Consider the following 25,575-nt stretch of genomic DNA (forward strand, 5'->3'; position numbering starts at 1 on the left):
TTGGTTGCAAGCCATAAATACTTTATCACAAAGTGGTGTCCTCTTTTCATTTAATCCGAATAAAATTTTACGCTAGCTGTAATCTATATTAGCATATGTACTAGGTTTTAAGCTATACCACAAGTTTTCATTTTCTTACTGATTTCATTCAAAATGGCTGGCTTCACATCACCAATCTTTTGGTAATGTACTCTGGATAAGCTTACCTGTGTAATACGTGTCACATTAGCCCACCTGTCCATCAAAGGATATCCGTATACTTTGTCCACTTTTACATTATAGTCCATACTTTTAGGCTCTTGAGAGGAAAGCGGTATAACAACCAGGGAATCCTTGAGGTTTTTTAATATAATGGCAGGATGTCTGCCGCCAAATTCACTGCCGATGTTATATCCAAAATCTACCCATACAACAGCTTTACGTATTAAAACCAAAGAACGGGAAATTAGTTCTATAGCATCATTTGGAATATCGCTTTTTTTGACGGAAATAACGTATTTACCGGTGTCTTTATTGTATTGATAATACTTGGTTACGACAGCTTGCTTTTCAGGGAGGAGCCACTGAAAAGAAGATGGTTTGATGGTATTAGGCAAGGCAGAGGGAGGGATTTGAAAAGACTTTTCATTCATAATTAAATTAGTTTTTAGGGATGTCCATTTATAGTATTCATTTGCTAATTTAATCTGTTCTGGTTCGGTGTGATTTGTATGAGTAAAATGTTTCCGCAATGTGTAAACGGCTTCATCAAAAGAGTGGCTTGCATCTTCCAGTGTTGCTGTATGCTTCATAGATTTCTCCTTTTGGAATTATGATTTTATTTTAGCAGATTTTCTGGCATAGTACAACAGGAGAAAGAATCAAACTAACAAACTAAAAGTGATGAATTGGAGGAAGGGTTTCTTAAATAAGGTCTAGACGAGTATTCTGTTAGTGCACCTTCAGGACAAACTGCGGGCAAACATTTTGCAGGTTATTTAAAGAGGGATATCTGTGCGCATTTCGTGATGCTTCCTCAGATATCCCATTCCTTAATATTGGCAGAGTTTTACTGAATCTGAGTTTAATAGGTAAACAACTGGGTCCAGTAGTTAGTTCCGGAGGCGTTCTGATAGAGCCCTACCCCTATTGTGGTGTAATTCTTATTGAGAATATTGGCTCTGTGTCCGTCACTGTTCATCCAGCCGTTCATAACCTGCTCAGGAGTTTTCTGTCCCCAGGCAATGTTCTCGCCGGAACCTCGGTAGGTGACGCCCTGCTGTGTTAATGCAGTGCTGAAGGAACTGCCGTCCGGGCGTGTGTGTGAAAATGAGGTCTCGATTTCTTTCGCACGGACCTGAGCGGCTGCCTGTACAGACACGTCTGCTTTGACAGGGGAAAGACCGGCTTTGGCGCGTTCCTGGTTTACCAGAGTTACGACCTGCTGGATGAATGCGTTATCGCTCTCGTCAACATCCGGCTGCTCGGGAGTTTCCGGTTGATTATTGTCCGGAAGCTCTGGGGTACCAGGCTGGTTTCCGTCCGGGAGATCCGGATTCTCTGGCTGGTTGTTGTCCGGAAGTTCCGGGTTTTCCGGCTGGTTGTCATCCGGGAGATCCGGGTTTTCCGGCTGGTTGTTATCCGGGAGATCCGGATTCTCCGGCTGTCCCGGAATGATGCAGTCAAGCCAGTCCGGGATGGTGCAGTCATAGCCGAGTGCTTCAAGTTTTTGTTTGAGTTCCTCTGTGCTGCTCAGAGGGCCTGCAATATAGATCCCTTTGGATTGAAGCACCTGTCTGGTTTCTTCAATAGATACCGCCTGTACTGTGAGGGGCGAGAATCCTGCTGTTCCTATGGCTGCTGCAGTGAGCAGAGCCGGTAATATCTTATGTTTCATGAATATGTACCTCCTAAAATGTTGTTTAATTGTTACAAAAATATTACGGAATGATCGTATCATGAAAAAAAGAAGAAATATACAGGTAACATCTGGAATGACGGCAGTTTCTATGGTAAACTATATTTAATTTGCTGCCGCAAGAAGGTATAATTGGGCAAAAGCCCCCAGATAGGCTGAGCAGCGATAACAGTTCAGGCTTGCCTGAACTGTTACGAGTAACGTGGAAAAGAGACGAAAAAAGGCTTGAAACTTATAGGAAAGTATGGTAAAATACAACAGTTGTGAAATGAAAAGCGATGGTCCTCTGATGCAATAACAGACTTGCTGGTATCGGATATTTTATTGCAGAGCATCTGCACGGAATCGTGTGTGCTGTGTGACAGGAATACTGATAGGAACATGTAAGCAGGCATTAAGAACGTCTAAATATTAAGGAGGTCACACAATGAACGATATTATTAAGAGTATTGAAGCAGAGCAGTTAAAAGAGAATGTACCGGAGTTTAATGTAGGTGATACCGTTAAAGTATATGCCAAGATTAAAGAGGGTAACCGTGAAAGAATCCAGGTTTTTGAGGGAACAGTCCTGAAGAAACAGGGGGGAAGCACAAGAGCTACTTTCACAGTAAGAAAGAATTCCAACGGAATCGGCGTTGAAAAGACTTGGCCGTTACACTCACCAAACGTTGAAAAAGTAGAAGTTGTACGTAAAGGTAAAGTAAGAAGAGCGAAACTGAACTACTTGAGAGACCGCGTTGGTAAGAGAGCAAAGGTAAAAGAATTAGTAAAATAGTAACTATGAGAGGGACAAGTACAACATGTATATTGTCCCTTTTATATATCATGAAGATATTCAGTGAATTTTACTGCAGACAGTTTCGGGTTGCTGTTTACAGGCTCGCCTTTGAACAGTACCAGTTTTGGCAGTTTATAGGGGAAGAATATGCGGGATTTAAACTTTCGGAAAAAGCGCCGGGGACGGGCGAATCAGAAGCGCAGGCGGAAAAAGAAACAAGAGCTGAAGTTTGACACCGGCAGGCCGGAACTCCGATTCCGGAGAGAAAAGACCCAGGCACAGAAGCAGAACAGGGGAGAGATTGCGAACTGGATCGTGCAGATTATCATTGTCTGCGCCATAGCTTTTATGCTCGTCTGGTTTTTTGGACAGCGGGTCAGCAATGCAGGGGACTCCATGAAGCCTGTTTTGAAGAATGGAGATGTTGTTCTGGTAAACAGGCTTGTTTATAATGCAAGCAAACCAAAACGCGGCGATATTGTTGCGTTTAAGCCAAACGGAAACGAAAATACTCATTATTCTATTAAAAGGATTGTCGGACTTCCGGGGGAAACCGTGCAGATTAAAGACGGAAAAGTCTTTATTAATGAAGAAGAAGTGACACAGCATATTTTTGCGGAGGATATAGAGGAGGCAGGAATCGCCGATGAGCCGCTGCAGTTGGGCGGGGATGAATATTTTGTGATGGGCGATAACCATGCCGGCAGCGATGACAGCCGGATGGCAGACATCGGTAATGTAAAACGAAGCGAAATCTTTGGGAAGGTCTGGTTCGTGGCCAGTCCGGGCCCGGATTTTGGCTTTGTCAGGAGATAGAGGAGGAGTACAGATGCATTTTCAGTGGTACCCGGGTCATATGACCAAGGCAAAACGCATGATGCAGGAAAATATAAAGCTGATAGACCTTGTCATTGAGCTGGTGGACGCCAGAATTCCGGTGAGCAGCAGAAATCCCGAGATCGATGATCTGGGAAAGAACAAGGCCAGGCTGATACTGCTGAACAAATCGGATTTAGCAGAGGACAAGTGGAATGATGCGTGGGCAGAATATTTTAAGGAAAAAGGATATTCCGTAGTAAAGGTGAATTCCAAAAAAGGCGGAGGGATTAAGTCCATACAGGGCGTAATCCAGGAGGCCTGCAAAGAGAAGATAGAAAGAGACAGGAAACGGGGAATACTGAACCGTCCCGTCCGGGCAATGGTAGTGGGGATTCCGAATGTTGGAAAATCTACGTTTATTAATGCACTTGCAGGGAAGGCCTGTACAAAGACCGGCAATAAACCCGGCGTAACAAAGGGAAAGCAGTGGATCAGGCTCAATAAAAATGTGGAGCTTCTGGATACTCCGGGAATACTCTGGCCCAAATTTGAGGATCAGACCGTGGGACTTCGGCTGGCATTTATCGGATCTATAAAGGATGAGATACTGAATACAGAGGAACTGGCTATGGAATTAATTGGATTTTTGAAGCAGTCCTATCCCGGAATTCTGGAGGAAAAATATCAGATAGAGGAATCGGAAGATCATTTTGCCTGCCTTAGAAATATCGCGGAGAGCAGGCACTGTCTGGTAAAGGGAAGCGAGCTGGACACGGAAAAAGCCGCCCGTCTTATGATGGACGATTTCCGCAATGGCAGGCTGGGAAAAATAACACTTGAATTTCCTCAGGATTATGCATAATATAGAAAGAGACGCCAGAAAGAAGGTTAAGATATGGACCAGGAAAGAAGCATCATAAGAGAACTGCTTGGCTGGATCGTGTATATATTGATTATTGTTGGGCTGACCTATGTGATTATTACATTTGTTGGTCAGCGCACACGTGTCAGCGGCTCTTCTATGGAGACGACACTGTCGGACGGAGATAATCTGATTGTGGATAAGATCTCATTCCGTTTTCGAGAACCAAAGAGATATGAAATCATCGTATTCCCTTATCAGTATGAGGAGGATACATACTATATAAAACGGATTATCGGACTGCCGGGAGAGACTGTGCAGGTGATGGGAGGCCGTGTGTATGTTGACGGGGAAGAACTTGATGAACACTATGGAAATGAAGAGATGCAGGATCCGGGGATTGCGGAGAATCCGATCACTTTGGGAGAAGATGAGTATTTTGTACTGGGAGATAACCGGAACCACAGCGCGGACAGCCGTGACGCCAGTGTAGGAGTCCTGCATAGAAAAGACCTGCTGGGAAGGGCCTGGATTCGCATATGGCCATTAGACAGGTTCGGGGTGATCAAACATGAGTAACAGTATCCGCAGTATTAAATTAGAGTTTGAACAGGCAGAGCCCCGTGAATTATCGGTACTATACGAAAAATATGAGGGGGATTCCCGCAGCGGGGTACAGAATCTGATTGCCAGGTATAAAAAACAGGAAGCAAAGCTGAAGGAAGAACGATTCCGTCTGGAGCAGATGAGATGCTATGAAAAGAAGTATCAGGAACATACATTTATCTGCGGCATTGACGAGGTGGGCAGAGGACCTCTGGCAGGCCCGGTAGTAGCGGGAGCAGTGATCCTTCCCAAAGATTGTGAAATCTTATATATCAACGATTCTAAAAAGCTCTCAGCGAAAAAGAGAGAAGAGCTTTACGACGAGATTCTGGATAAAGCGGTAGCCACAGGGATCGGGATGGCCAGCCCCGCAACCATTGATAAAATCAATATACTCCAGGCTACATACGAAGCCATGCGCATAGCGGTGCAGGAGCTGAAAACGGCTCCCACGCTTCTTTTGAATGATGCGGTTACCATACCGGGAATCACGCTTCCCCAGGTACCGATCATCAAGGGGGATGCCAAAAGCGTTTCAATCGCCGCGGCAAGTATCATCGCCAAAGTGACCAGAGACCGGCTGATGGCAGAATATGACAAGATCCTGCCCGGTTACGGGTTCGCAGAGAATAAGGGATATGGCTCTGCTGCTCATATCGAGGCTTTGAAAAAATTGGGACCGACACCGATTCATCGGGTATCTTTTATAAAAAACTTTGTTTCAGAATAAGATTTGTGGTGTTTTCTGGGTACAGGATGAAATGCCATACCGCAAATACAGACGGTATGGCAGGTGTTGGCAATAGGGTGTGGAATCGTTACTATGCACGGCCCATAGGCCGTGAAAAGTAACGTGAAATTGCAGTAGTAACAGAATATGAAATATGCAGAAAAGCAGAATAACCGGAGAACCGGCACGGACTATGAAAAGGCGGTCGGATACTATCTGGAGCAGCAGGGATATGTAGTTCTGGAATATAATTACCGCTGCCGCATCGGAGAGATCGATCTGATCGCAAGAGACGGGGAATATCTCGTGTTCTGTGAGGTGAAATACCGTCGGGATTCAGGGAAGGGCAGCCCACTGGAGGCGGTAGGCCCAAAGAAGCAGAGGGTGATTTACCGCTGTGCCTCACATTATCTGATGGTGCATGGCCTTACGGAGATACCGTGCAGGTTTGATGTGATCGGGATTGAAAGAGGTAGGATTACACATATCCGGAATGCTTTTTGCGGATGACAGAAAGGGAGTATATGAGCTTAGGACTGCAGTATAAAGATCAGAAAAAGATTTTTCAAGAGATAGAGACGGATACTCCATATTTGGAATATCCGTTGTTTCAAAATACGGGGATCGTGCATCATGGATTTTCAACCAGACTGGGGGGCGTCAGTGAGGGGTGCTATTCTTCGCTGAATTTGAGCTTTACCAGAGGGGATAAAGAAGAATCTGTGAGGGAAAACTTCAGGAGGATTGGGGAAGCTATGGGGATAAAATGTGAAAACATGGTATTCACCCAGCAGACTCATACCGCAAATGTCCGCGTGGTTACGGAAGCAGACCGCGGAATGGGGATAACCCGGGAGAGAAGTTATACGGATGTGGATGGGCTTGTGACAAACGTTCCCGGTATATGTCTGGTTACGTTTTTTGCGGACTGCGTGCCGCTGTACTTTGTGGACCCGGTGAGAAAGGCGGTGGGCTTAAGCCACTCAGGGTGGAGAGGAACTGTATCCAAGATTGGCAAAGTGACGGTAGAACTGATGGAGGAACAGTATGGCTCCAACCCTTCGGATATCCTGGCGGCGGTAGGGCCGTCGATTTGCCAGGAATGTTATGAAGTAAGCGAAGATGTGATTGAACAGTTTAAACTGCATTATAAAGAGGAATTCTGGGGAGAGTTATTTTACAGGAAAGAAAACGGCAGATATCAGCTGAATCTCTGGAGAGCAAATGAGCTGGTCTTTCTTGAGGCGGGGATAAAACAGGAACATATTGCGGTGACAAATCTGTGTACACACTGCAACAGTGAAATCTTATATTCCCACAGAACGGCAGGAGATAAGCGGGGAAACCTGTGTGCTTTTCTGGCCCTGAGGGAAAAGACAGAATAAGGAGGCTTGAATATGATATTAGCAGCATCTGATTTGAAATCGGCGGAGGAAGTGGCGGCAGAGGTGACAGGGGAAGTGAACCGTGTGGCCGAGTATTTTCAGGAACATCTTCCGGCGCTGATCGGATTTGGGATAAGAGTCGTTCTTGCATTTGTATTCTTTCTGGCAGGGCGTGTGGTAATTCGATGGATCCAAAGGATTGTGAAGCATTCGCTGCAGCGCACCAGCGCCGACCAGGGCGTCATCCAGTTTGTAGATTCTCTGTTAAAATTCAGCTTATATGCGCTGCTGATTTTTACGATTGCTACAAAGCTGGGCGTGGAATCGTCTTCTGTAGCGGCACTGATTGCTTCTGCCGGTGTCGCAATCGGCCTGGCGCTGCAGGGCAGTTTATCCAACTTTGCGGGAGGCGTGCTGATCCTTTTGCTGAAGCCCTTTGTGGTAGGAGATTATATAATAGAGGACACAGGGAAAAACGAGGGAACCGTAAAGGAGATTCAGATATTTTATACAAAGCTGTCTACCGTTGATAATAAGACGATTGTGATTCCAAACGGTACGCTTGCGAACAGCAGCCTGACAAATGTTACCGCCAGGCCGGAGCGTCAGCTGGACCTGAAAGTGGGGATCGCCTATCATGCCGATCTGAAAAAGGCGAAAGCGCTGCTGGAGGAGCTGCTGACAAAGGATGACGCGATTATGCAGGATGAGGATATCAAGGTGTTTGTGGATTCTCTGGCGGACAGCGCGGTGATTCTGGGCCTGCGAGCGTGGGTAAAAACAGATGAGTTCTGGCCCACGAAATGGCGGCTTTTGGAAGAGATTAAGCTGACTTTTGACAGGGAAGGAATTGAGATACCATATAATCAGCTGACGGTGCATATGTACGGGGAAGAAAAGTAAAGGAGCTGGACTAAATGCTGGCAGTTTTTTTATCACCTGTTTATATTTTGCTGAATGTTTATATGCTTAGATGGCTGCTGCGGTGGATGAAGACCTGCAGCAGCCATTTTGGCAGAAAAAGCGTGCGGGCTGCTATGATCGCAGTATATATCATTTTGTCGACGGCAGTACTGACCGGATTTCTGTTTCCGCCGGGGGAGCTGGGACGTCTGCTGAAGCTGACCGGAAATTACTGGCTGGGGGTAATGCTTTACTCCTTGCCTGTGATTGGCGCGGCGGATGCGATCCGGCTGATCCTGCGGCGGTTCGGGCGGTTATCCGGGTCTGAGGAGGCCGGCAGAAAGCGGCTTGCTGTGACCGGCGCTGTTTGTATTACAGCGGCGGCTGTTCTGTGTATAACGGGAGCGGTAAATGCCAGGATTGTGCGGGCTACGGATTATGATATTACGGTGAATAAAGATGCGGGAAGGCTGAAAGAGCTCAGGATTGTGCTGGCAGCGGATTTGCATATGGGGTACAATGTGGGCTGTAGCCAGATTGAGAAGATGGTGGACAGGATTAATGAGCAGAGACCCGATATCGTAGTGCTTGCAGGGGATATTTTTGATAATGAGTATGAGGCGCTGGACGATCCTGAACGCCTAATATCTATCTTAAAAGGGATTCGGAGCCGGTACGGAACCTATGCATGTTATGGAAACCATGATATAGAGGAGAAGATTCTGGCTGGCTTTACATTTGGAGGAAAGAGGGATAAGAAGGAAAGTGATGTCCGTATGGATGCCTTTTTGGAAAAGGCGGGGATCACACTTCTGCAGGATGAGGGCCTGCTGGTGGATGACAGCTTTTATCTGTACGGGCGGCCGGATCTGCACCGGCCCGGCAGGGGGATTAGAGAGCGGAAGACTCCGGAAGAAATCACGGCGGACATGGACAAGCGCCTGCCGATTATCGTGATCGACCATGAACCGGCTGAACTGGATGCGCTTGCCGGCGCGGGAGTGGATATGGATCTGTGCGGACATACGCATAATGGGCAGACATTTCCTGGTAATCTGACAATCGGCCTGATGTGGGAAAATCCTTATGGTTATCTGGAGAAAGGGCAGATGCATAATATAGTGACCTCGGGAGTCGGCGTGTTCGGGCCTTATATGAGAGTAGGGACTAAGGCGGAGATTTGTACGGTGAGAGTTGAGTTTAACGGATGAGGGGCATGGATCAGAAATTATAATGTTAATAATACAGGGAGAACAAACATGGCTATTTCAAATATGAAAGCAACGTTCCAATGTGAGATCCAGAAAGTATGGAATATCGTAACTTCACTTGATAATTATTCATGGAGAAGTGATCTGGACAGGATAGAAGTGATCGACGAAAACAGATTTATTGAATATACAAAAGAGGGATATGCCACAACCTTTACAATTACAAATACAGAGCCTTGCCGGCGATGGGAGTTTGATATGGATAATGACAACATGAGCGGGCACTGGATTGGCATTTTTACGTACGCGAACGGAATAACCACCATCGATTTCACAGAAAATGTCACGGCCAAAAAACTCATGATGAAGCCTTTTGTCAAGTCGTACCTGAAAAAACAGCAGTCTGCTTATGCTGCGGATCTTGAAAAGGCAGTCTCCACTCTCTAACACAATTAACAAAAGCAATATGCTATTATAATTATAGAACAGTTCAAGGAATTGTTCGAGGTATTTCTCATTAACATGTCTCCTTTGATACGGCGCCGATTTTTATGATCCTAGGGGGCTTTTAGTCATGACCTTTCAAATATGCCGCGATGTAATCCGCCAAACAAGTATCCTGAAACAGGGTGCTTTTTTTGTGGATAAAATCCAGCATCAATTTAATAAACGAGAAATTACCAGATATTTTATATCCTGTACATTGCAGAATGAGAGGTGAAAAATGAGAGTTATACAAAATTATTTACAAACACAAACATCCTACAGAACTGTCAGCGATTCGATGTATGACAAGATAGGCGAATGGCTTACCTGGTATCAGAATGCCGGCGGACCTGTGGTTTCGGAAGGGGCTGCAGAGAGTATGCTGAAATACCGCAGGCTGGGGCTGGCAAAAAAAGTCTGTGAGGACTGGGCAGATCTGCTGATGAATGAAGGGATCTCTGTAACGGCAGGGAGTTTTGACAGCCGGCTGAATCAGATTTTGGAAGAAAATCACTTTACAGTCAGAGCAAAACGCATGTTAGAAACGTCCTTCGCACTTGGTACAGGAGCATTTACAGAGTATCGGGATCCGGATGGAAACATACGGCTTGATTGCATTCGGGGCGATATGATCTGCCCGATTACCTGGAATGGAGGAGAAATTACAGAATGTGCATTTGGTTCAGTCAGGACTGTAAATGGGAATGATTACATTTATCTTCAGATTCACAGGAAGGGGATGCCGGGAATCGGAGAAAACAGCAGTCTTTACTACATAGAGAATAAATACCTGGATGCAGTGACCGGGGAAACAGCCGAACTTCCGACAGGTATGCAGGAAGTCGTTCCGACAGGGTGCAATATGCCGATGTTTCAAATTACTACTCCAAATATAGTAAACACCCAGGAGCCTGACAGCCCGATGGGAAGTTCTGTTTATGCGGATGCAATTGACCTGATTGAAGGCTGTGACCTGATCTATGACAGTTACATGAATGAGTATATTTTGGGTAGGAAAAGGCTTCTCGTTCCCTATTCTGCCGCCAGGATGATGCAGACACAAAACGAAGGGGGCGCAATGCCTGTATTTGACCCTAATGCCGCAGTTTATTTTACCATGCCGGGAGAGCAGGAACGAGACCTGAAGCTGACAGAGCAGGATATGAACATCCGTATTACCGAGCACGAGCAGGGGCTTCAGAAATGTCTGGAACTTTTATCGCTGAAGTGCGGCATGGGGGCCGGATGGTACAGATTAAAGGACGGCAGGGTAAAAGCGGACAGGGGGAGTATAGCGGATAAAACAGATTTATACCGTAATCTGCAGAAACATAGGATTCCCATAAAAATGGCCGTTAGGGCAATGGTCAAGTGTCTGCACTTTTTAGAAAATGCCACGGATGAGATTGAGGTTCAGGTTTACTTTGATGATTCAGTATTAGAGGATCCCGATACAGTCGTTGACAGAAATATCAGGCTGGTACAGGCGGGATTAAGGTCAAAGCAGACCGCGATTCGTGAGATCATGAAGTGCTCGAAGGAAGAGGCAGAGCAGGAACTGGCTTTGATTGCTGCGAATCCACAAAAGGAGGTACTTATATGAAGTACACGAGTAAGGAAGGAGGAGCGGTAATATGCCATATGTGACAGAGCAATATTATCATGAAGTTTTTCATGGTGAGCCGGTCGAGCATGCGGAATTCCAGGCCCTCTGCGAACGGGCAGGGGAGATCGTCGAAGAGATAACCATGTACCGTCTGACTTCAGAGGCAATGCTGGTTATGCCGGATCATATACAGCAGCTTGTAAAGAAGGCAGTCTGCGCCCAGATTGAGTATCTGGATGCCAATGGCGGACCTGAACTGGATCATGGATTTGAACTGCAGAGCGCACGGCTTGGGAAATTCAAATATAGCAGCGGCCGGGAGAAGGACAGCAGAAGCCAGCCGGCGGTTTATGCACCCCGCGCGATGCGCATTTTAGCAGCCACAGGGCTGCTATACCGGGGAGGTGGCAGTCATGCGTCCGATTCCTAAGAGACTGCTCATCCATACAGCTTTATATGCCAGGGAAGATAGCGCCGGACGCTGGGCGGAGGCAGCGATTTCCAACCAGCAGGATCTGCAATTCGTGCGCATAGAACCGTCAGAGGAGATGGTGCGCGATAAGAATAATGCGGAAATCCAGTCGGCCGCCACTTTATTTTATGATTGTAAAAACAGTCTCCCAAAAGATATAAAATTTGCCGTTGATGATGTAATCTTTTTCAATGGACAGAAACTTAAGATCCGGTCTGTAGAGGCGATGTACGATGAAAAGCGCCTGCACCATTATGAAATAGAACTGATGAAACATGCCTGAACTTCCGGGTATGAATGAGAAGGAGGCAAAAAAATGGCACCGCAAACAGAGTTTTTGGATGTATTGCTGAATACAGTAGAGGCAAACTGCAGCCTGGGTACAGAGATATCCTTAAAGGAGCTGGGAGCAAATGAAGGCATATATGTGGAATTGGGGCAGGGATCCACGGATACGGTTTACTATAATAAACAGATGATCAAAGTCATCCCGGCAATGTTCATGAGCAGGCATAAGAGCCAGAAACAGTGTATGGACTGGCTCTGCAGTATATGCGATTATCTGCAGCGGCTGAAAATATATCCCCATGGTGAAACATTCGCCTGGCTGGATACAGCTGTTGTTGAGGAACCTAGTAAAACAGGCAGGGACGAAGACGGAACATACCGTTATTCCTGCCTTTTAAATTGTAAAATTTATTTTTGAAAGGAAAAGATTATGATGGAAAAATATGACATGCAGTTATTTGCAGAACCGGGACTTCCGGTAAACACAGTTACACCAGAGATTAACTATGAGACAGAAGCATTTATCAACACAACGCCGGATGCTGAGACTGCAAAATGGGAGTCTCTGGCAGCCCTGACAAAGAATATGACGCAGACCCTGAACGAAGTACTCTATCAGACCAGCTATTACAAAGATAAGGGCTGGGGCAGCACAGAAGTAACGGGAGCACAGCTGACCCTGACCCTGACCGGCGATGTAAAACCGGGAGATCCTGCGTGCGACTATATTCTCAGCGACGCAGTAATGTATGAGCTGGGAAGCGCCAGAAAGACACACCTGAAACTACAGAAGGGTTCCGATGTGATTATCTGGCCTGTAACACTGGCTAACATTACACCGGGCTATGGGGACTCCAATCAGCCGAACGCGCTGACTGTCACCATCCATGGAAATGGAAAACCGGTGATTGGAAAAACGGAGGCTTAGGAAGGCGTAAAGCCTTCCTTTTTTTGGAGGAAGAAGATATGGCATATCAGGCAAAAAGAAACCAGCATTATATAGAACAGTTGGAGCTTGTCGACGAGGCAGGCAGCATTGTTCATACACTGAATGTGGATTTGGATCCGGATGAAGTGGCGGAAAATCTGAGTAAAAAGTATGTAGAGCTGCTGCGTATTAGAGCCGAAGCACAGGGAATTGATATCACCAGCCCTGAATCCCTGACAGAAGCTTACACAAAATTAGGCGACGCGGTAATGGCGATGATTGAGTCCGTATTCGGAGCCGGGAATACAAAAATAATTTACGAATTTTACGGCAGTCGTTATAACCAGATTCTAACAGAAGTGATGCCGTTTATTACCGAGATTGTTGTACCCAAGGTAAGAGAGCTGGCCCGGGAGAACCGGAAGAACGCACTGGAGAAATACAGCCGGAAGAAAAAGCGGTTCTCAAAAAAGAAGGTGGGCTGATGGGATTTCTGACTGATATTCCCGCTACCCGGATACCTACCGATAAGGCCGCTGTCTTTGTGATCCCTGCTTTTGATGTTGTGCTGGAGGTACAGCAGCTCTTTCGTGAAGAAAAACTGACAGAGTGGGAGAAACTGGATACTGCTCTTAAGATGCTTGTGAAAAATGAGTGGAACCTGAAACTGTTTTCTGCTAACGAAAAAGCAGAGCTTCTGAACGAAATTTATAATCGCTGCATCAGCATGAAGAGACGCCCTGAAATCAGGAAGAATCCGGTTCCGATTCTGGATTTTGAGGAGGACGGGGAGTATATTTACGCCTCCTTTATGCAGGATTACGGGTTGGATTTGATCGACATGCAGGGACAACTATCGTGGCGTAAATTCATTGCTCTGTTTGATGGCCTGTCGGATGATACAAAAATAAAAAGGGTAATGAAGATCCGGAGTATGGAGATGCCGCCGTTCAATGGAAAGAACCAGAAGCAAATCCAGGAACTCTCGGAGCTGAAATCTTATTATGCTCTGCCAGTGCGCGGAAACGGAGGGCAGAGGGGGCTGGATGCACTCTTCGCCGCACTGGAGGGTATGGCAAAACAATAAAAGGAGGTGAGAAATATGGCAGTAGATGAAAACGCGCAGATCGTGCCATGGAAACCATCGAATCAGATTGCTGAATACAAACTTCCGAATCAGATTGTGGAATATAAACCCCCGGATATAGTAATTGATGTAGAGGATGACATTATTGATGTAGACTACATAGAAATGGCCGAGGCTGACAAGAAAACCGAGGAAAAAAAGAAAGATCCTAAGACTATCCTGAAAGAAAATACAGGAAAAATGATAAAAAGTTCTCTTGATGATGCCGCAGGCAGTATTTCTCCTATTTTTAAAAGCATAGCCGGTCTCAGTGAGGGGATGACCGGTACAGCAAAGTTAGCATTCGACATGGGATCCGCTTTTTTGGATGTAGGTGCAGTTGTTTTAGGCTCAGCAGACGATATGCGCGGCGCGATGAATGGATTTATGATCCAAACCGGTAAGAGCAGCGAGGAAATGGACCGGTATCAGGGTGTCCTGGAAGATATATATGCCAATAATTATGGACAGAGCTTTGATGAGATTGCAAATGCGATGGCACAGGTTACAACAAACATGGGAGATATGGATGATGTAAGCCTGCAGAGTATCACAGAATCGGCATTTACGTTGAAAGATGTATCGAACGGGGCACTGGAGATTAAGGATACCACAAAGGCAGCCAAAGTAATGATGGATCAGTTCGGAACATCGGGCGAAGAGGCGATGAATCTGCTTGCTGCCGGATATGAGGGAAATCTGAATTCTTCCGGAAAACTGCTGGAAAGTATATCCAAGTATTCGGAAAGTTTTTCAGGCATTGGACTGGATGCGGATGACATGTTCAACATATTCCAGAAAGGTGCAGACTCGGGGGCCTGGAGTGTGGAGAGCATTAGTCAAGCCATGGGGGAATTTTCAAGCCGTGTACTGGAGGGCTCAGAGGAGACCAGGAAGAGCTTTGAGACAATCGGGCTGAACGCCGACGAGATGACGGAAAAATTTGCAGCCGGAGGAGAAAGCGCAAAGGAAGCCTTTGAAGAAACCATGGAAGCCCTGGCCGGGATGGAAGACCCGATGGAACAGAATGCTGCGGGAATGGAGTTATTCGGCAGCATGTGGGAAGAACTGGGGCCGGAAGCGGTGGCACAGCTGACGGAAATACAGGATGGTGTTTATGGTACGTCCGATGCGATGGGGCAGATGAAAGAAATGAATTCCGACGATCTGGGATCCATGTTCGGAGAACTGCAGCGGAGTGTTGAACTGCTGATGATACCTCTGGGGGAGGCGCTGCTTCCGTTGATGATGGAGTTGGTTGAATCTGTTCTGCCGTTGGTGCAGGAGGTGCTTGCCCCTTTGATTACAATATTTGGCGAGCTTCTGGAACCTATCTTCGCTTTGGCGGGAGAGGCATTAAAGCCGCTGATAGATACGTTTATCGTGCTGATAGATACGGCACTAAAGCCGCTTATGGAATTGCTGGAATCCTTCTTAATGCCATTATTTGAGTTTGTATTCGATGTAATTATGGCTATAGTTAAGGAGGATTTAGCGGTAATCACTGCCGCATTAAAAGAACTAGGAGAGTTTATTGTAAATGTATTTACACTCAATTGGCAGGGAGCCTGGGAAAATATTAAAAATATTTTTTCTATGATTTTTTCTGATAATATGTTGTCCCTGGCAGACCACGTAAAAGGAATTTTCAACGGGCTGATTGATTTCATAAAGAATGTGTTTACAGGTAACTGGCAGGGGGCATGGGAGAATATAAAAAATATATTCTCAAATATTGTTGGTGCGTTTGCAGATATATTCAAGACACCAATAAATGCCATTGTCGATGGCTGGAATAGCCTGTCTAGTAAATTTGGTAGTATCAAAATACCAGACGGGATACCACTGGTAGGAGGAAAGTCATTCAGTCTTCCAACACTGTCAAGACTGCGTGTGGGTATGGATTATGTCCCATCGGATGATTTTCCGGCATTATTACACAGGGGAGAGGCAGTGCTGACCGCAGAAGAAAACAAAAAGCTGCATCAGCTAGGCGGCCTGGCAGGGATAGAAAAAATGCTGGCTGCAACGGAGTTAAATGTAAGCGGAATGCCGGCCATGGAGGCAGCATTGCATGCCGTGGATGTAAACATTTCCAGTAAAGCGGGGCCTCCGGTCAGAATAGAGGTTCCGGTGAACATAGAAGGCCGGGAAGCTGCCAGGGCAATAGCCTGGTGGATGGGCGAACAGCTAAGTTGGGAGGAGATGTAAGATGTGGATTAATAATAAGCCATTATATTTATTCGGGGGAAAACTCCGTATGGATTATTCCTATACTTCCCCCGAGTTGGAAAATGAATATTTTCAGGGGAGGAACAGGTCGGGCTTTACCCTTCTGGCGAATAATTATAATTTGGGGACATTAACCTTGCCTATTGTATTTGAGGGGAAGGACAGTCACGATGCAGCCCTGAAAAAGTCTAAATTTGAGAACGAAGCTTTTGGGCGTTCCGATATCATTATTGGGGACGGGTTCATGTATTTTGCTTTTCTGGAAAGTATTGGGGAGGCATCATTTCCTTCTGGTCAGCTGATCGAAGTTACTTATGTATTTAAGGGGATTCGGCATGGGAGGTATCGGGAAGTTAAGAAGAATACGGTTTATTGTGAAAGCACGCTGCCCAGAACGGACTGTATTCTGGAAGTTACCGTAGGAAAGAATGGGACCAATTATTTTGTTGAGACAGTAAAATTTCCAGAAGTGAAAAAGGGTGAAAAAATAACGGTTGACGGGATAAATAAAAGAATTCTTGTAAATGGCGGGCCTAATGCAAACAGGGCTGAATGGAAGGCTTTCCCATCACTAGTTCCCGGACTAAACAATGTCACATGCAAAGATCTACTGACGGTTGGCTATTATCCAGTATATTTTTAGGAGGGATTGAATGCTTAAATTAGTATCAAATGGAGGCGCAGTAATTAACACCGATGATTTTTATATTGTACAGAAAGCCTCTGGAATTGACGAACTCATATTTAACATATCTGTACATGATGAAAACTATCCGAAGATCATAGAGGAAGCAGTAGTCGAATACGAGCAGCCTTACCTTGTAAAAGCAATTGATGCAGGAATGCAAATGGCTAAGGTGAAATGCCAGCTTAATCTGGATGAGCTGAAAGCGGACATGAATCCTAATTACACAAATAATAACGCGGCCTTATATGAAACAATTAGCGGTGTCCTCCCTTCCGGGTGGACATTTTTTGATCATTCATTTTCAGAAGCAGAACAGACTATAGAAGGCGGGTATACCGCATTCGACATTATTATGGAATGTATGGATGCCTACAAGGTGGTATTCAGATTTGATGTTAAAAGGAAAAGAATATCATCATATCATCTTGATAATTTTGAACCGCTTGGTGCATTCGCATCAGGCGATTTGAATTTGAGGGAGATCAACTACAAAGGGAAGTCGACTTCTTTTTATACAAGGTTATATGCTTATGGGAAAAAAGGTTTATCTTTCGAAGATATCAATAATGGGAAGCCATATGTTGAAAACTTTCAGTATTCTGATAAAGTTGTGTGCGCATACTGGCAGGATGACAGATATGAGGAAAAAAAGGATTTGCTGGACGATGCCAAAGAGAGATTAAAGACGGCATCTATACCCGAACGGTCATACGAGTGTACTGTAGTGGATTTGGCGAAGACTAATCCTGATATGTATAGTTTCCAGGATTTCTCACTCTTTTCGGTGATTAAATTGATTGATGAGATCAAAAATATTTCGATAAACTATCAGGTGGTTGAGTATTGGGAGTACCCATTTTATCCCGAGAAGAATGTTGTTACTTTATCAAGCACGGCACCTAAAGTACAGGAGTCTGTTAAAGATATAAAGAATGAAATTACGAATCCGAACAGTGGCTTTTGGAGCGTTATGAACAACGCTATTTCGTCGGCTACAGACTGGATTACGGGGGTGAATGGGGGGTATGTAATCTTTCATAAGGACGAGAATGATGTTCCGTATGAAATCCTTATAATGGATACCCCTGAGATTGAGAAGGCTAAGAATGTCTGGCGATGGAATCAGAATGGCTTTGGGCATTCGTTGAATGGTTACAATGGTCCTTACGATCTGGCCATGACGATGGATGGTTCTATTGTCGCTAATTTTATTACTGCTGGGACTATGCTGGCGGATAGAATTAAAGGCGGGACGCTTGAGCTTGGCGGCAAGGAAAATGGAAACGGCGTGTTACAAATGGTAGGAACGGATGGAAAACAGATTGGAAAATGGGATAAAGATGGAATTGAGATTACCAAAGGAAGCCTGTCAGGGACATCAATAACCTTGGGAGGTGAAAATGACCAGAACGGGAAAGCAAGGTTAATGGATTCCGCTGGAAATGAAATTGTAAGATTGGACAAAAACGGAGTTTACGCAAAAGGTAAGTATGTTTGCGCAAGTGACAAGTATGGCAGGAGTATAGAAATATCAGAAGGAGCGTTCAATATACGAGCGAAAGACGGAAGTTTTGCAGGGCGAATATTCGCGATTTCTAATTCTTGGGTGCGGATCGAAGCAGGAGAAAATGTTTCCGTGCTCATGTTGGGAGATTTGGGATGTTTTCGTATTAATGCAAAAACATTAGAGGTCGATGGTGCATTAGGAAAGACAGGCAGAGCAGAGTTCTCGGATGGTACTTACCTGGACTTCCACTGCGGTATTTTATCTGGTGGAAATACGAAAGAAGGTGCATTCTGATGGGATGGACAATAGGGAACTACTACCTTACAATGCCGCAGATGCAAGGTAATGCCCTGGAGATTTATACATTTTTCGCTGCCCGGGGATGGTCATTGAATGTTATAGCCGGAATGTGCGGCAATATGCAGAGTGAGTCAAATATCAACCCCGGCATATGGCAAGACTTAATCTATGGGAATTATTATGGTGGTTACGGCCTGGTACAATGGACTCCGGCCACAAACTATACGAATTGGGCATCTGCTAATGGGTACGATATAACGGATCCCATAGGGCAGATGATCTGGATCGATACGCTTTCAGCGTCATCGGGGCAATGGATACCGACCAGTGGATATCCCTTATCGTGGGACAACTTTAAAACAAGCACAGAGAGTCCAGAATATCTCGCAAGTGCGTTTCTCAAAAATTTTGAACGTGCAGGAGTTGAGGTAGAATCTGCCAGACGTTCCCAGGCCCGTTATTGGTACGATTACCTGAACCAGTATGCCGGAGGCAGCCAGAAGATAGAGGATGCAGTACGGTGGGCTGTTGATATAGCGAATGATCCTGCACATGGTTACGATCAGGGCAGCCGATGGGGACCAGACTATGATTGCTCGTCTCTGCTTATACAAGCGTGGGAGAACGCGGGCGTTCCGGTTAAGTCTAATGGTGCCGCAAATACCAGGAACATGTACGCTGTATTTACGGCTTGTGGATTTCAAGATGTAACGTCGGAAGTCAATATGGCTACTGGAGCAGGAGTGCAACGTGGCGATGTGTTGTTAAATCACGAGAGCCATACTGCGATGTCGGTCGGGAATGGACAAGTTGTCCAGGCAAGCATAAATGAGTTTGGTGATGAGGTCGGGGGACAGCCGGGGGATCAGACAGGGCAGGAAATATGGGTAACTGGATACTACAATTACCCGTGGAACTGCGTACTGCGGTATCCGGGTGGCGGATCAGTGCCGCAAGGGGTGTATATAGTCCGGTGGATCCCGGCATAAGGAGGTGAAAACTATGAACAACATGGAACGGGACGTATACGTCCTTACAAATACATACAAAGAACCAATAGAGATGGTTCAGGGAACAAATGGAATTCCATTGATTTTTTATTTTAGAGACTATGATATACCGACAGGCACAACTGCTAGTGTATTTATTCAGAAACCGTCAGGAAAAGCGATACAGGCTGCAGGGGCAGTTAGTGTGAATGAAGACTCTGTTACAGTAAATACGACGACACAGATGACCGCAGAAGTTGGAGAATCTATTCTACAGATGCAGTTGATGTTGAATGAGAAAAACATTTTTACGTTTAATCACCCGCTAACAATTTCAAAATCAGCTATTCCGGTGAATTCGGAAAATGGATCTTCATTTATAGACGAATGTATTGAAAAGCTGGAGATGGCAACGGCAAAGGCAGAAACGGCAACAGATGAGTCGAAGGAAGCAACGGAATCGTCAAAAAAGACAACAGAGGAGATGAAACAAAAGGCTCAAAATGGAGAGTTCTCAGCAACAGTAGATGCAGGCAATACAATAACAGGTGAACCGGGCACAACGGCCATTGTCAGAAATTCAGGAACTGCCAAAGATGCAGTGTTTGATTTTACAATCCCCAGAGGAATGCCGGGGGTGTCGACATCCTTGTCACCCGGGATTTTCGAAATGTATGTGAACGATTCAGGGCATTTGATGCTCAGACACAATGACAATGAACCAGCGCCGCCATTAACAATACAGGATGGACGGCTGATTTACACTTTATCATAAGGAGGAAAAGATTATGGCACAGACAATAGATTTAGGCAGCGTAATAGGCCCCCAGGGACCGAAAGGAGAAACAGGCGCAACAGGCGCGATAGGGCCGCAGGGGCCAAAAGGCGATACTGGGGCAACAGGCCCGCAGGGGCCAGCCGGCGCAAAGGGCGCAACGGGTGCCGCCGGCCCACAGGGGGCTGCAGGGGCCAAGGGAGCGGATGGGGCAACCTGGCTTTTTGGAACAACGGCTCCAACTACGCAGGGGAAGACGGGAGACTTTTTTTTAAACACTGCGAATTACGATATTTACAGCAAATCCACGGGAAGCTGGGCTAAAACAGGGAATATCAAAGGCGCTACAGGGGCGCAGGGCGTAAAAGGTGATACCGGTGCTACCGGCCCTCAGGGGCCGCAGGGACTAAAAGGCGATACGGGCGCAACAGGAGCAAAAGGTGCTACTGGCGCACAAGGCCCTAAAGGTGACACAGGAGCGCAGGGACCGAAAGGGGATACCGGTGCTGTTCCGACGTTTTCTATTAATGCAAGCGGACATTTGATCGCTACTTATGAATAGGAGGAGATGATATGGCAATCAGAGAAGTTGACCTCGGTAAAGTCCGGGGAGATATCAATGATTCCCAGGCTACATTTACCCAGTCTGAGACGCGTACTAATATCGTAAGCGGAGAAAAGGGAAGTGTGATATTTGGGAAAATTAAAAAGTGGTTTGCAGATTTGGGGACAGCTGCATTTTGTTCTGTCGTAAATAATGCAACAACAACAGCCGCAAATACGGTACTTGATGGCAGAATGGGAAAAACGCTGCAGACTGGTATAGATGAACTGAATAGCAGTTTGAACACTGCAAATTTTAATCTTACTGTATCCACCTATTACCCTACAACCAATGTTATTGTAAGTGGGCGCACTGTACAGCTACATTGCGCTGGATTGCTGGCAAAAGATGTCCCTATAGACGCAGAGCTTACAATTGGTACGCTGCCGGAAGCATATCGCCCTGCATATACAATCATTAAATACGTACTTGGAACAGGGACAACAGGTCGATTGTTTCGGATATGCATTGATGCTGACGGTAAAGTAACCTATAAAGCTACAGCAGCCGTTGCAGCAAACGTAGGTGTAAATATCAATGAGACCTTCATTGCAAGAGTAAGATAATTGTTGTTGAGTATAAATTCTGGGATTTTTATCGTTTTAAATTGAAAATCTATGTGCTTTGTGATATGAAGTCAGAATTATAAAGGAGCATTTAAATGGAACCAGAGATCGCAGTTGCCATCTGCTCACTCATAGGTACACTAGTCGGCAGCTTAGCTGGAATCATGACAGCGAATAAGTTGTCTACATACCGGATTGAGCAGTTGGAAGAAAAAGTTAAAAAACATAATAACCTAATGGAACGTATGATAATCGTGGAGCAGTCTACAAAGTCGGCACACCACCGGCTGGACGAGCTCTATGCGGAAAGAGAGGAGTGAATACATGGAGCAGATAATGAATTATGTCAAACCTGAATTGCTAGTGGTGGCTGTTGTACTTTATTTTATTGGTTTAGGGCTCAAGAGTGCGCAAGCAGTGAAGGACAAATTTATTCCGCTGATATTGGGCGGTGCGGGCATTGTACTTTGCGCCGTCTGGGTATTGGCGGGCAGCCCGCTTACAGGCGGACAGGAGGCGGCGACGGCAGTATTTACAGCGGTTACGCAGGGAATACTTGTTGCAGGCCTAAGTACATATGTGAATCAGATTGTTAAACAGGCAGGGAAGAAAGAATAATCCAAAGACTTACTGGAGATCGGGAGAGCGGTGTATCCGCTCTCCTTTCGCTTTTTACTTTACAAGTTTTCCTACACCGAAATAAGGGATGAACATGATGTAATAATTGTTGATCACGATCCCTTCCCCATATTTAGCAGTATAGTTGGAGATACATTCCTGCAGGAACTGTTCTGTTACTTCCAGATAATCAGCCGTCTCGTGGCAGTTCTGGCAGCCGTGTTCATAGGCGTCGATGAGACCCTGCAGACCGATGCGCTTATTATAAGCCCACAGCCTTGCCTGCCGTTCCTGTTTGCGGTTCCATGCATCTGTTGGATCCAGAATGTCTCCTGTTGTTGTGTGATGATGGCCTAATTCCTCCGCGATGATACAATTTTTTTCCACCGAAGTCTCCAGTTTATTCGAAAGTGCTATATTCCCATCTATATATAAACCGGAAGTCTTACCCTCGAATGGAAAATCTTCATCAACGTTGACTCCATCTTCATAGGCTTCGTTTAATAATTTTTCGTATTTATTCATTTTATCAACTCCTGTTTCTACATTATACAAAGAAACATGTACAATAAACAGGACTTTACAACTTTCTTCTGTTTCTTAAAAATTCAATATAAGTGGCAACATCATCCAGCTCAGCCTGAGTCAGATCCTCTGTGTCCAAATGAGCCGCAATCGTAGTTGGCTGAGATTTTGTTTCGCCATCCATCAGATAGGATGTTGTTGTGCTGAGCGCCCTGGAAAAAGCCACTATTTTGCTTTGTGGAAGATCCACCTTTCCTGCTTCAATTTTAGCAATGGATGTCTTATCAGCGTAGCCTACTTTTTTTGCCAGCTCTTCCTGAGACCATCCTAAGCTATTTCTTAATTTTTTGATTCTGTCGTACATGGTTTCCATTCTAACACCTCCGTATATTAGAAGGATACCACAAAATTGAATTAAATTCAACAAAATCAATTTAAATAGTTGACATAAATTCAACTTTGATGTATGCTTGTCTTAGGTTGAACCAAAATCAACAAAAGGGAGGGCGCATGATGACAGATACGGAAGCATTGGAAGAAATGATGATCCGTTCAAACGCTTCAATTTCGTTTATTTCCGAAAAGATTGGAATCACAAATAAGGCGTTTTCTATGAAAATGCACAATATTTCAGAGTTTCTGGCCTCAGAAATCGTTAGTGTAAAACAGATACTTAATCTTTCCAATTTGGAACGAGATAGAATTTTTTTTATGTGAAAGGTTGAATAAAAATCAACCAACATAAAGCGTAAGAACTTGAAAACAACGTGCAAATGATGATAAGGAGGCAAATTTGAATGAGTGATAATGAATATTACAGAGCATTAATTGATGCGGTGGCCAGATATGTTGACAAAGAAAAGTATCCGGATATTAAAATTATCTGTGCCATACTTGGGATTCAGTACGAGGAGGGATAAACATGTATATAAGCCTGGATGACCAAAATAAAAAGCAGGTAAGCGATAAAGAGGCATTTGCGTATGCGTGCGGCAGGATCAGGTATGGATGTGCACAGGAACAGGATACATTTTTTTATCTGGCCCGTATTTGCGAAGATATGGAAGACTTTGCAGAAACCTTAGTGGAATGGTGGTATGCCGGTAATTGGATGTATCAGATAGAAGTTTAAATTTGGAATGGAAGTAAAAAATAAGGAGTATGAGAATATGAAACACAGGAGAAACCGTAAAGAAATCAGGAGAGACCGTCAAAGCCATTATGCGGGACTGGCCAATGATAATCCGGATGCAAAAGCCGGAAATATATTCAGGCGTCCGGCATATCAGGCTGGGAAATTGCTTCAGGAACAGGGAAGACAGTTGGAACATAAGACCGTGTCCGAATATCTTGCTGAGAAATATGGCGTATAGCATGTCTGAAAATTGCCTGTGCAGGATATTGTTCCAGTTTGCCACAATGAATTTTCAGATACGCCTGAGGGAAAGGAGGGAGCGATATGGATAAGAAGCAGTTAGTGCAGTACCGGGCTCTTCTAAAAGAACAGCCGGAACTGGAGCGGGAGATCAGCAGGCTGCATAGATATCTGGAATGCAAAGCCGCAGAAGGAAAAATAATAGGTAATGAGGACATGTTTATAAAAACAGAATCTGACAAACCTGAGCCTGCCACAAAATCAGGGACTATGGTTGAGATTAAGAGACAAATTATAATTAAAGAAAAGCGTCTGGAAAAAATTGAAAAAGAAAGAACAAGAATTGAGCAGTTTATAGCAGATATGACGGATAGTATGGTCCGGCAGATTTTTGAACTCTGTTTTCTGGCCGGAAAAACACAACGTGAAGTAGGAGAGTCTGTAGGGTACAGCCGAGGACGGATTTCTCAAATCATAAGTACATATTTGAAGGATCAGGAGGAATCGTTTATATAGATTTGAAACATTACATCTTAAAGTTCTTTTAGTGGAGGAAATTAAAATGAGTATGAAAATAATTGACGTAAGTGAACATCAGGGAACAATTAACTGGGAGGCTGTTAAAAGCCAGATAGACGGTGCGGTTATTCGCTGCGGATATGGAGATAATGCAACATCTCAGGATGATATACAATGGAACAGAAATTCCAAAGAGTGTGAGAGGCTTGGTATTCCTTATGGAGCATATCTGTATAGTTACTGTAACAGTGAATCCCATCTGGAGAGTGAAGTTGCCCATATTAAGAGATTACTTTCCGGGCGGAAATTGAGTCTTCCATTTTATATTGATATTGAGGACCCGGGACTTTCGTTTTCTACATTTAAAGCTGATTATTTTATCAGGATGGGGCAGGCCATCGAAGATGCGGGGTACTGGTTTGGCGTTTATGCAAATTTAAATTGGTTTCATAATTGTATTGGCGGAAAATTGAACAGATTTACAAAGTGGTGCGCTGCCTACGGCACCAATAATGGGCAGCCACAAACGCGGCCGAATATCGGAGAGGATATCTGGCAGTATAGCAGTGTCGGAACCGTGGGAGGCATTTCCGGAAATGTAGATATGAACTTATGTTACAGAGACTTTGTAAAGGAGATAAGAGGCAGCAGTTCCGGCAATAACTCAATAAAACCGGCACCGGCCCCAACACCGGAGATACACTGATTATTCCGGGCCTCCGGCCCACCCAGGCCGCAGTTTAGCGCAGTTAGACCGCGCATCAGCCCATTTGATACAAT

Annotated in this window: 36 protein-coding genes; 32 read left to right on the plus strand and 4 right to left on the minus strand. The window is 45.1% G+C overall.

The annotated features are described in order from the left end of the window. Nucleotides 1-107 precede the first annotated feature (107 nt). On the minus strand, nucleotides 108-791 hold the full coding sequence (locus tag GKG43_RS20380; protein WP_050639576.1) for a type II toxin-antitoxin system PemK/MazF family toxin: 684 nt from the start codon (nucleotides 789-791) through the stop codon (nucleotides 108-110). A gap of 272 nt (nucleotides 792-1,063) precedes the next feature. Continuing rightward, a complete protein-coding gene (locus GKG43_RS20385; RefSeq protein WP_050639577.1) occupies nucleotides 1,064-1,876 on the minus strand; it encodes a CAP domain-containing protein in 813 nt (270 codons plus the stop codon). A gap of 448 nt (nucleotides 1,877-2,324) precedes the next feature. Here GKG43_RS20385 and rplS point away from each other — a divergent pair, with 448 nt between their 5' ends. From rplS to GKG43_RS20515, 26 genes are all read left to right on the plus strand, one after another. Beyond that, nucleotides 2,325-2,672, plus strand: a complete 348-nt coding sequence (gene rplS, locus GKG43_RS20390; RefSeq protein WP_025656905.1) for a 50S ribosomal protein L19 — start codon at nucleotides 2,325-2,327, stop codon at nucleotides 2,670-2,672. A gap of 150 nt (nucleotides 2,673-2,822) precedes the next feature. Continuing rightward, the gene (gene lepB / locus GKG43_RS20395; protein WP_050639578.1) at nucleotides 2,823-3,491 is read left to right on the plus strand and encodes a signal peptidase I; all 669 of its coding nucleotides are present in this window, start codon (nucleotides 2,823-2,825) and stop codon (nucleotides 3,489-3,491) included. A gap of 13 nt (nucleotides 3,492-3,504) precedes the next feature. Further along, on the plus strand, nucleotides 3,505-4,356 hold the full coding sequence (gene ylqF, locus GKG43_RS20400) for a ribosome biogenesis GTPase YlqF (protein ID WP_050639579.1): 852 nt from the start codon (nucleotides 3,505-3,507) through the stop codon (nucleotides 4,354-4,356). Between the two features lie 33 nt (nucleotides 4,357-4,389). Then, a complete protein-coding gene (gene lepB / locus GKG43_RS20405; RefSeq protein WP_050639580.1) occupies nucleotides 4,390-4,935 on the plus strand; it encodes a signal peptidase I in 546 nt (181 codons plus the stop codon). After that, nucleotides 4,928-5,692, plus strand: coding sequence for a ribonuclease HII (locus GKG43_RS20410; RefSeq protein ID WP_050639581.1), 765 nt, complete (start codon nucleotides 4,928-4,930; stop codon nucleotides 5,690-5,692). The genes lepB (GKG43_RS20405) and GKG43_RS20410 overlap by 8 nt, the downstream gene beginning before the upstream one ends. A gap of 147 nt (nucleotides 5,693-5,839) precedes the next feature. Beyond that, nucleotides 5,840-6,202, plus strand: coding sequence for a YraN family protein (locus tag GKG43_RS20415; protein ID WP_050639582.1), 363 nt, complete (start codon nucleotides 5,840-5,842; stop codon nucleotides 6,200-6,202). Between the two features lie 14 nt (nucleotides 6,203-6,216). Then, on the plus strand, nucleotides 6,217-7,077 hold the full coding sequence (gene pgeF / locus GKG43_RS20420; RefSeq protein ID WP_050640009.1) for a peptidoglycan editing factor PgeF: 861 nt from the start codon (nucleotides 6,217-6,219) through the stop codon (nucleotides 7,075-7,077). Nucleotides 7,078-7,089: 12 nt separating this feature from the next. Next, on the plus strand, nucleotides 7,090-7,980 hold the full coding sequence (locus tag GKG43_RS20425; RefSeq protein WP_050639583.1) for a mechanosensitive ion channel domain-containing protein: 891 nt from the start codon (nucleotides 7,090-7,092) through the stop codon (nucleotides 7,978-7,980). Between the two features lie 14 nt (nucleotides 7,981-7,994). Then, on the plus strand, nucleotides 7,995-9,191 hold the full coding sequence (locus tag GKG43_RS20430) for a metallophosphoesterase (RefSeq protein ID WP_129879746.1): 1,197 nt from the start codon (nucleotides 7,995-7,997) through the stop codon (nucleotides 9,189-9,191). Nucleotides 9,192-9,239: 48 nt separating this feature from the next. Further along, a complete protein-coding gene (locus tag GKG43_RS20435; protein WP_050639586.1) occupies nucleotides 9,240-9,638 on the plus strand; it encodes an SRPBCC family protein in 399 nt (132 codons plus the stop codon). A gap of 277 nt (nucleotides 9,639-9,915) precedes the next feature. Next, nucleotides 9,916-11,280, plus strand: coding sequence for a phage portal protein (locus GKG43_RS20440; RefSeq protein WP_055152077.1), 1,365 nt, complete (start codon nucleotides 9,916-9,918; stop codon nucleotides 11,278-11,280). 31 nt (nucleotides 11,281-11,311) lie between these two features. After that, nucleotides 11,312-11,713 (plus strand): hypothetical protein, encoded by a 402-nt coding sequence (locus GKG43_RS20445; protein ID WP_050639588.1) that lies wholly within the window; start codon nucleotides 11,312-11,314, stop codon nucleotides 11,711-11,713. After that, nucleotides 11,697-12,038 (plus strand): putative minor capsid protein, encoded by a 342-nt coding sequence (locus GKG43_RS20450; RefSeq protein WP_050639589.1) that lies wholly within the window; start codon nucleotides 11,697-11,699, stop codon nucleotides 12,036-12,038. The genes GKG43_RS20445 and GKG43_RS20450 overlap by 17 nt, the downstream gene beginning before the upstream one ends. Nucleotides 12,039-12,071: 33 nt before the next feature. Next, nucleotides 12,072-12,461 (plus strand): hypothetical protein, encoded by a 390-nt coding sequence (locus GKG43_RS20455; RefSeq protein WP_050639590.1) that lies wholly within the window; start codon nucleotides 12,072-12,074, stop codon nucleotides 12,459-12,461. A gap of 12 nt (nucleotides 12,462-12,473) precedes the next feature. Continuing rightward, nucleotides 12,474-12,971, plus strand: coding sequence for a hypothetical protein (locus tag GKG43_RS20460; protein ID WP_050639591.1), 498 nt, complete (start codon nucleotides 12,474-12,476; stop codon nucleotides 12,969-12,971). 38 nt (nucleotides 12,972-13,009) lie between these two features. Continuing rightward, nucleotides 13,010-13,456 carry a hypothetical protein gene (locus tag GKG43_RS20465; RefSeq protein ID WP_050639592.1) on the plus strand — a complete coding sequence of 149 codons (447 nt, stop codon included), beginning with the start codon at nucleotides 13,010-13,012 and terminating at the stop codon, nucleotides 13,454-13,456. Beyond that, the gene (locus tag GKG43_RS20470) at nucleotides 13,456-14,058 is read left to right on the plus strand and encodes a Gp15 family bacteriophage protein (protein ID WP_050639593.1); all 603 of its coding nucleotides are present in this window, start codon (nucleotides 13,456-13,458) and stop codon (nucleotides 14,056-14,058) included. Before GKG43_RS20465 ends, GKG43_RS20470 begins: the two co-directional genes overlap by 1 nt. Before the next feature lie 15 nt (nucleotides 14,059-14,073). After that, nucleotides 14,074-16,308 (plus strand): hypothetical protein, encoded by a 2,235-nt coding sequence (locus tag GKG43_RS20475; RefSeq protein WP_055152083.1) that lies wholly within the window; start codon nucleotides 14,074-14,076, stop codon nucleotides 16,306-16,308. 1 nt (nucleotide 16,309) lies between these two features. After that, on the plus strand, nucleotides 16,310-16,972 hold the full coding sequence (locus GKG43_RS20480) for a hypothetical protein (RefSeq protein WP_129879748.1): 663 nt from the start codon (nucleotides 16,310-16,312) through the stop codon (nucleotides 16,970-16,972). Between the two features lie 10 nt (nucleotides 16,973-16,982). Further along, nucleotides 16,983-18,818: a phage tail protein gene (locus tag GKG43_RS20485; RefSeq protein ID WP_055152089.1), complete on the plus strand. Its 1,836-nt coding sequence runs from the start codon at nucleotides 16,983-16,985 to the stop codon at nucleotides 18,816-18,818. Beyond that, nucleotides 18,818-19,813: a phage tail tip lysozyme gene (locus tag GKG43_RS20490; protein ID WP_055152092.1), complete on the plus strand. Its 996-nt coding sequence runs from the start codon at nucleotides 18,818-18,820 to the stop codon at nucleotides 19,811-19,813. Before GKG43_RS20485 ends, GKG43_RS20490 begins: the two co-directional genes overlap by 1 nt. 13 nt (nucleotides 19,814-19,826) lie before the next feature. Then, entirely contained in the window at nucleotides 19,827-20,588 is a 762-nt protein-coding gene (locus tag GKG43_RS20495) for a hypothetical protein (RefSeq protein WP_055152095.1), read from the plus strand. 13 nt (nucleotides 20,589-20,601) lie between these two features. Beyond that, nucleotides 20,602-21,150 (plus strand): collagen-like protein, encoded by a 549-nt coding sequence (locus tag GKG43_RS20500; RefSeq protein WP_055152099.1) that lies wholly within the window; start codon nucleotides 20,602-20,604, stop codon nucleotides 21,148-21,150. A gap of 11 nt (nucleotides 21,151-21,161) precedes the next feature. Continuing rightward, a complete protein-coding gene (locus GKG43_RS20505) occupies nucleotides 21,162-21,758 on the plus strand; it encodes a hypothetical protein (protein ID WP_055152102.1) in 597 nt (198 codons plus the stop codon). 95 nt (nucleotides 21,759-21,853) lie between these two features. Further along, complete coding sequence (locus GKG43_RS20510; RefSeq protein WP_050639601.1) at nucleotides 21,854-22,078, plus strand: hypothetical protein; 225 nt, start codon at nucleotides 21,854-21,856, stop codon at nucleotides 22,076-22,078. Nucleotides 22,079-22,082: 4 nt separating this feature from the next. Beyond that, nucleotides 22,083-22,376, plus strand: coding sequence for a phage holin family protein (locus tag GKG43_RS20515; RefSeq protein ID WP_050639602.1), 294 nt, complete (start codon nucleotides 22,083-22,085; stop codon nucleotides 22,374-22,376). A 54-nt stretch (nucleotides 22,377-22,430) separates the two neighbouring features. Here the strand turns inward: GKG43_RS20515 and GKG43_RS20520 are convergent, their stop codons facing one another. Then, a complete protein-coding gene (locus tag GKG43_RS20520) occupies nucleotides 22,431-22,901 on the minus strand; it encodes a hypothetical protein (protein WP_055152105.1) in 471 nt (156 codons plus the stop codon). 55 nt (nucleotides 22,902-22,956) lie between these two features. After that, entirely contained in the window at nucleotides 22,957-23,274 is a 318-nt protein-coding gene (locus GKG43_RS23460) for a helix-turn-helix transcriptional regulator (RefSeq protein WP_082202811.1), read from the minus strand. A 140-nt stretch (nucleotides 23,275-23,414) separates the two neighbouring features. On the opposite strand from GKG43_RS23460, the gene GKG43_RS20530 reads away from it, so the two are divergent. The 6 genes from GKG43_RS20530 to GKG43_RS20550 all read left to right on the plus strand — a co-directional run bounded on the left by GKG43_RS20530 (nucleotide 23,415) and on the right by GKG43_RS20550 (nucleotide 25,501). Further along, complete coding sequence (locus GKG43_RS20530) at nucleotides 23,415-23,618, plus strand: hypothetical protein (protein ID WP_055152108.1); 204 nt, start codon at nucleotides 23,415-23,417, stop codon at nucleotides 23,616-23,618. A gap of 80 nt (nucleotides 23,619-23,698) precedes the next feature. After that, nucleotides 23,699-23,821, plus strand: coding sequence for a hypothetical protein (locus GKG43_RS23615; RefSeq protein ID WP_255350406.1), 123 nt, complete (start codon nucleotides 23,699-23,701; stop codon nucleotides 23,819-23,821). Between the two features lie 2 nt (nucleotides 23,822-23,823). Beyond that, nucleotides 23,824-24,033 carry a hypothetical protein gene (locus tag GKG43_RS20535; RefSeq protein WP_055152111.1) on the plus strand — a complete coding sequence of 70 codons (210 nt, stop codon included), beginning with the start codon at nucleotides 23,824-23,826 and terminating at the stop codon, nucleotides 24,031-24,033. A gap of 37 nt (nucleotides 24,034-24,070) precedes the next feature. Continuing rightward, nucleotides 24,071-24,274, plus strand: a complete 204-nt coding sequence (locus GKG43_RS20540; protein WP_050639606.1) for a hypothetical protein — start codon at nucleotides 24,071-24,073, stop codon at nucleotides 24,272-24,274. 86 nt (nucleotides 24,275-24,360) lie between these two features. Next, nucleotides 24,361-24,792 (plus strand): sigma factor-like helix-turn-helix DNA-binding protein, encoded by a 432-nt coding sequence (locus GKG43_RS20545; protein WP_055152117.1) that lies wholly within the window; start codon nucleotides 24,361-24,363, stop codon nucleotides 24,790-24,792. Between the two features lie 46 nt (nucleotides 24,793-24,838). Beyond that, the gene (locus GKG43_RS20550; protein ID WP_129879750.1) at nucleotides 24,839-25,501 is read left to right on the plus strand and encodes a glycoside hydrolase family 25 protein; all 663 of its coding nucleotides are present in this window, start codon (nucleotides 24,839-24,841) and stop codon (nucleotides 25,499-25,501) included. Nucleotides 25,502-25,575: the final 74 nt, after the last annotated feature.

The organism is Eubacterium sp. BIOML-A2, from assembly GCF_009680135.1.
GTDB lineage: Bacteria > Bacillota > Clostridia > Lachnospirales > Lachnospiraceae > Faecalicatena > Faecalicatena contortus_B.

Excerpts from the sequence above, each read along its gene's own strand:
- GKG43_RS20380 (WP_050639576.1), bottom strand. The coding sequence starts at position 791 with ATGAAGCATACAGCAACACTGGAAGATGCAAGCCACTCTTTTGATGAA.
- GKG43_RS20385 (WP_050639577.1), bottom strand. The coding sequence starts at position 1,876 with ATGAAACATAAGATATTACCGGCTCTGCTCACTGCAGCAGCCATAGGA.
- rplS (WP_025656905.1), top strand. The coding sequence starts at position 2,325 with ATGAACGATATTATTAAGAGTATTGAAGCAGAGCAGTTAAAAGAGAAT.
- lepB (WP_050639578.1), top strand. The coding sequence starts at position 2,823 with ATGCGGGATTTAAACTTTCGGAAAAAGCGCCGGGGACGGGCGAATCAG.
- ylqF (WP_050639579.1), top strand. The coding sequence starts at position 3,505 with ATGCATTTTCAGTGGTACCCGGGTCATATGACCAAGGCAAAACGCATG.
- lepB (WP_050639580.1), top strand. The coding sequence starts at position 4,390 with ATGGACCAGGAAAGAAGCATCATAAGAGAACTGCTTGGCTGGATCGTG.
- GKG43_RS20410 (WP_050639581.1), top strand. The coding sequence starts at position 4,928 with ATGAGTAACAGTATCCGCAGTATTAAATTAGAGTTTGAACAGGCAGAG.
- GKG43_RS20415 (WP_050639582.1), top strand. The coding sequence starts at position 5,840 with ATGAAATATGCAGAAAAGCAGAATAACCGGAGAACCGGCACGGACTAT.
- pgeF (WP_050640009.1), top strand. The coding sequence starts at position 6,217 with ATGAGCTTAGGACTGCAGTATAAAGATCAGAAAAAGATTTTTCAAGAG.
- GKG43_RS20425 (WP_050639583.1), top strand. The coding sequence starts at position 7,090 with ATGATATTAGCAGCATCTGATTTGAAATCGGCGGAGGAAGTGGCGGCA.
- GKG43_RS20430 (WP_129879746.1), top strand. The coding sequence starts at position 7,995 with ATGCTGGCAGTTTTTTTATCACCTGTTTATATTTTGCTGAATGTTTAT.
- GKG43_RS20435 (WP_050639586.1), top strand. The coding sequence starts at position 9,240 with ATGGCTATTTCAAATATGAAAGCAACGTTCCAATGTGAGATCCAGAAA.
- GKG43_RS20440 (WP_055152077.1), top strand. The coding sequence starts at position 9,916 with ATGAGAGTTATACAAAATTATTTACAAACACAAACATCCTACAGAACT.
- GKG43_RS20445 (WP_050639588.1), top strand. The coding sequence starts at position 11,312 with ATGCCATATGTGACAGAGCAATATTATCATGAAGTTTTTCATGGTGAG.
- GKG43_RS20450 (WP_050639589.1), top strand. The coding sequence starts at position 11,697 with ATGCGTCCGATTCCTAAGAGACTGCTCATCCATACAGCTTTATATGCC.
- GKG43_RS20455 (WP_050639590.1), top strand. The coding sequence starts at position 12,072 with ATGGCACCGCAAACAGAGTTTTTGGATGTATTGCTGAATACAGTAGAG.
- GKG43_RS20460 (WP_050639591.1), top strand. The coding sequence starts at position 12,474 with ATGATGGAAAAATATGACATGCAGTTATTTGCAGAACCGGGACTTCCG.
- GKG43_RS20465 (WP_050639592.1), top strand. The coding sequence starts at position 13,010 with ATGGCATATCAGGCAAAAAGAAACCAGCATTATATAGAACAGTTGGAG.
- GKG43_RS20470 (WP_050639593.1), top strand. The coding sequence starts at position 13,456 with ATGGGATTTCTGACTGATATTCCCGCTACCCGGATACCTACCGATAAG.
- GKG43_RS20475 (WP_055152083.1), top strand. The coding sequence starts at position 14,074 with ATGGCAGTAGATGAAAACGCGCAGATCGTGCCATGGAAACCATCGAAT.
- GKG43_RS20480 (WP_129879748.1), top strand. The coding sequence starts at position 16,310 with ATGTGGATTAATAATAAGCCATTATATTTATTCGGGGGAAAACTCCGT.
- GKG43_RS20485 (WP_055152089.1), top strand. The coding sequence starts at position 16,983 with ATGCTTAAATTAGTATCAAATGGAGGCGCAGTAATTAACACCGATGAT.
- GKG43_RS20490 (WP_055152092.1), top strand. The coding sequence starts at position 18,818 with ATGGGATGGACAATAGGGAACTACTACCTTACAATGCCGCAGATGCAA.
- GKG43_RS20495 (WP_055152095.1), top strand. The coding sequence starts at position 19,827 with ATGAACAACATGGAACGGGACGTATACGTCCTTACAAATACATACAAA.
- GKG43_RS20500 (WP_055152099.1), top strand. The coding sequence starts at position 20,602 with ATGGCACAGACAATAGATTTAGGCAGCGTAATAGGCCCCCAGGGACCG.
- GKG43_RS20505 (WP_055152102.1), top strand. The coding sequence starts at position 21,162 with ATGGCAATCAGAGAAGTTGACCTCGGTAAAGTCCGGGGAGATATCAAT.
- GKG43_RS20510 (WP_050639601.1), top strand. The coding sequence starts at position 21,854 with ATGGAACCAGAGATCGCAGTTGCCATCTGCTCACTCATAGGTACACTA.
- GKG43_RS20515 (WP_050639602.1), top strand. The coding sequence starts at position 22,083 with ATGGAGCAGATAATGAATTATGTCAAACCTGAATTGCTAGTGGTGGCT.
- GKG43_RS20520 (WP_055152105.1), bottom strand. The coding sequence starts at position 22,901 with ATGAATAAATACGAAAAATTATTAAACGAAGCCTATGAAGATGGAGTC.
- GKG43_RS23460 (WP_082202811.1), bottom strand. The coding sequence starts at position 23,274 with ATGGAAACCATGTACGACAGAATCAAAAAATTAAGAAATAGCTTAGGA.
- GKG43_RS20530 (WP_055152108.1), top strand. The coding sequence starts at position 23,415 with ATGACAGATACGGAAGCATTGGAAGAAATGATGATCCGTTCAAACGCT.
- GKG43_RS23615 (WP_255350406.1), top strand. The coding sequence starts at position 23,699 with ATGAGTGATAATGAATATTACAGAGCATTAATTGATGCGGTGGCCAGA.
- GKG43_RS20535 (WP_055152111.1), top strand. The coding sequence starts at position 23,824 with ATGTATATAAGCCTGGATGACCAAAATAAAAAGCAGGTAAGCGATAAA.
- GKG43_RS20540 (WP_050639606.1), top strand. The coding sequence starts at position 24,071 with ATGAAACACAGGAGAAACCGTAAAGAAATCAGGAGAGACCGTCAAAGC.
- GKG43_RS20545 (WP_055152117.1), top strand. The coding sequence starts at position 24,361 with ATGGATAAGAAGCAGTTAGTGCAGTACCGGGCTCTTCTAAAAGAACAG.
- GKG43_RS20550 (WP_129879750.1), top strand. The coding sequence starts at position 24,839 with ATGAGTATGAAAATAATTGACGTAAGTGAACATCAGGGAACAATTAAC.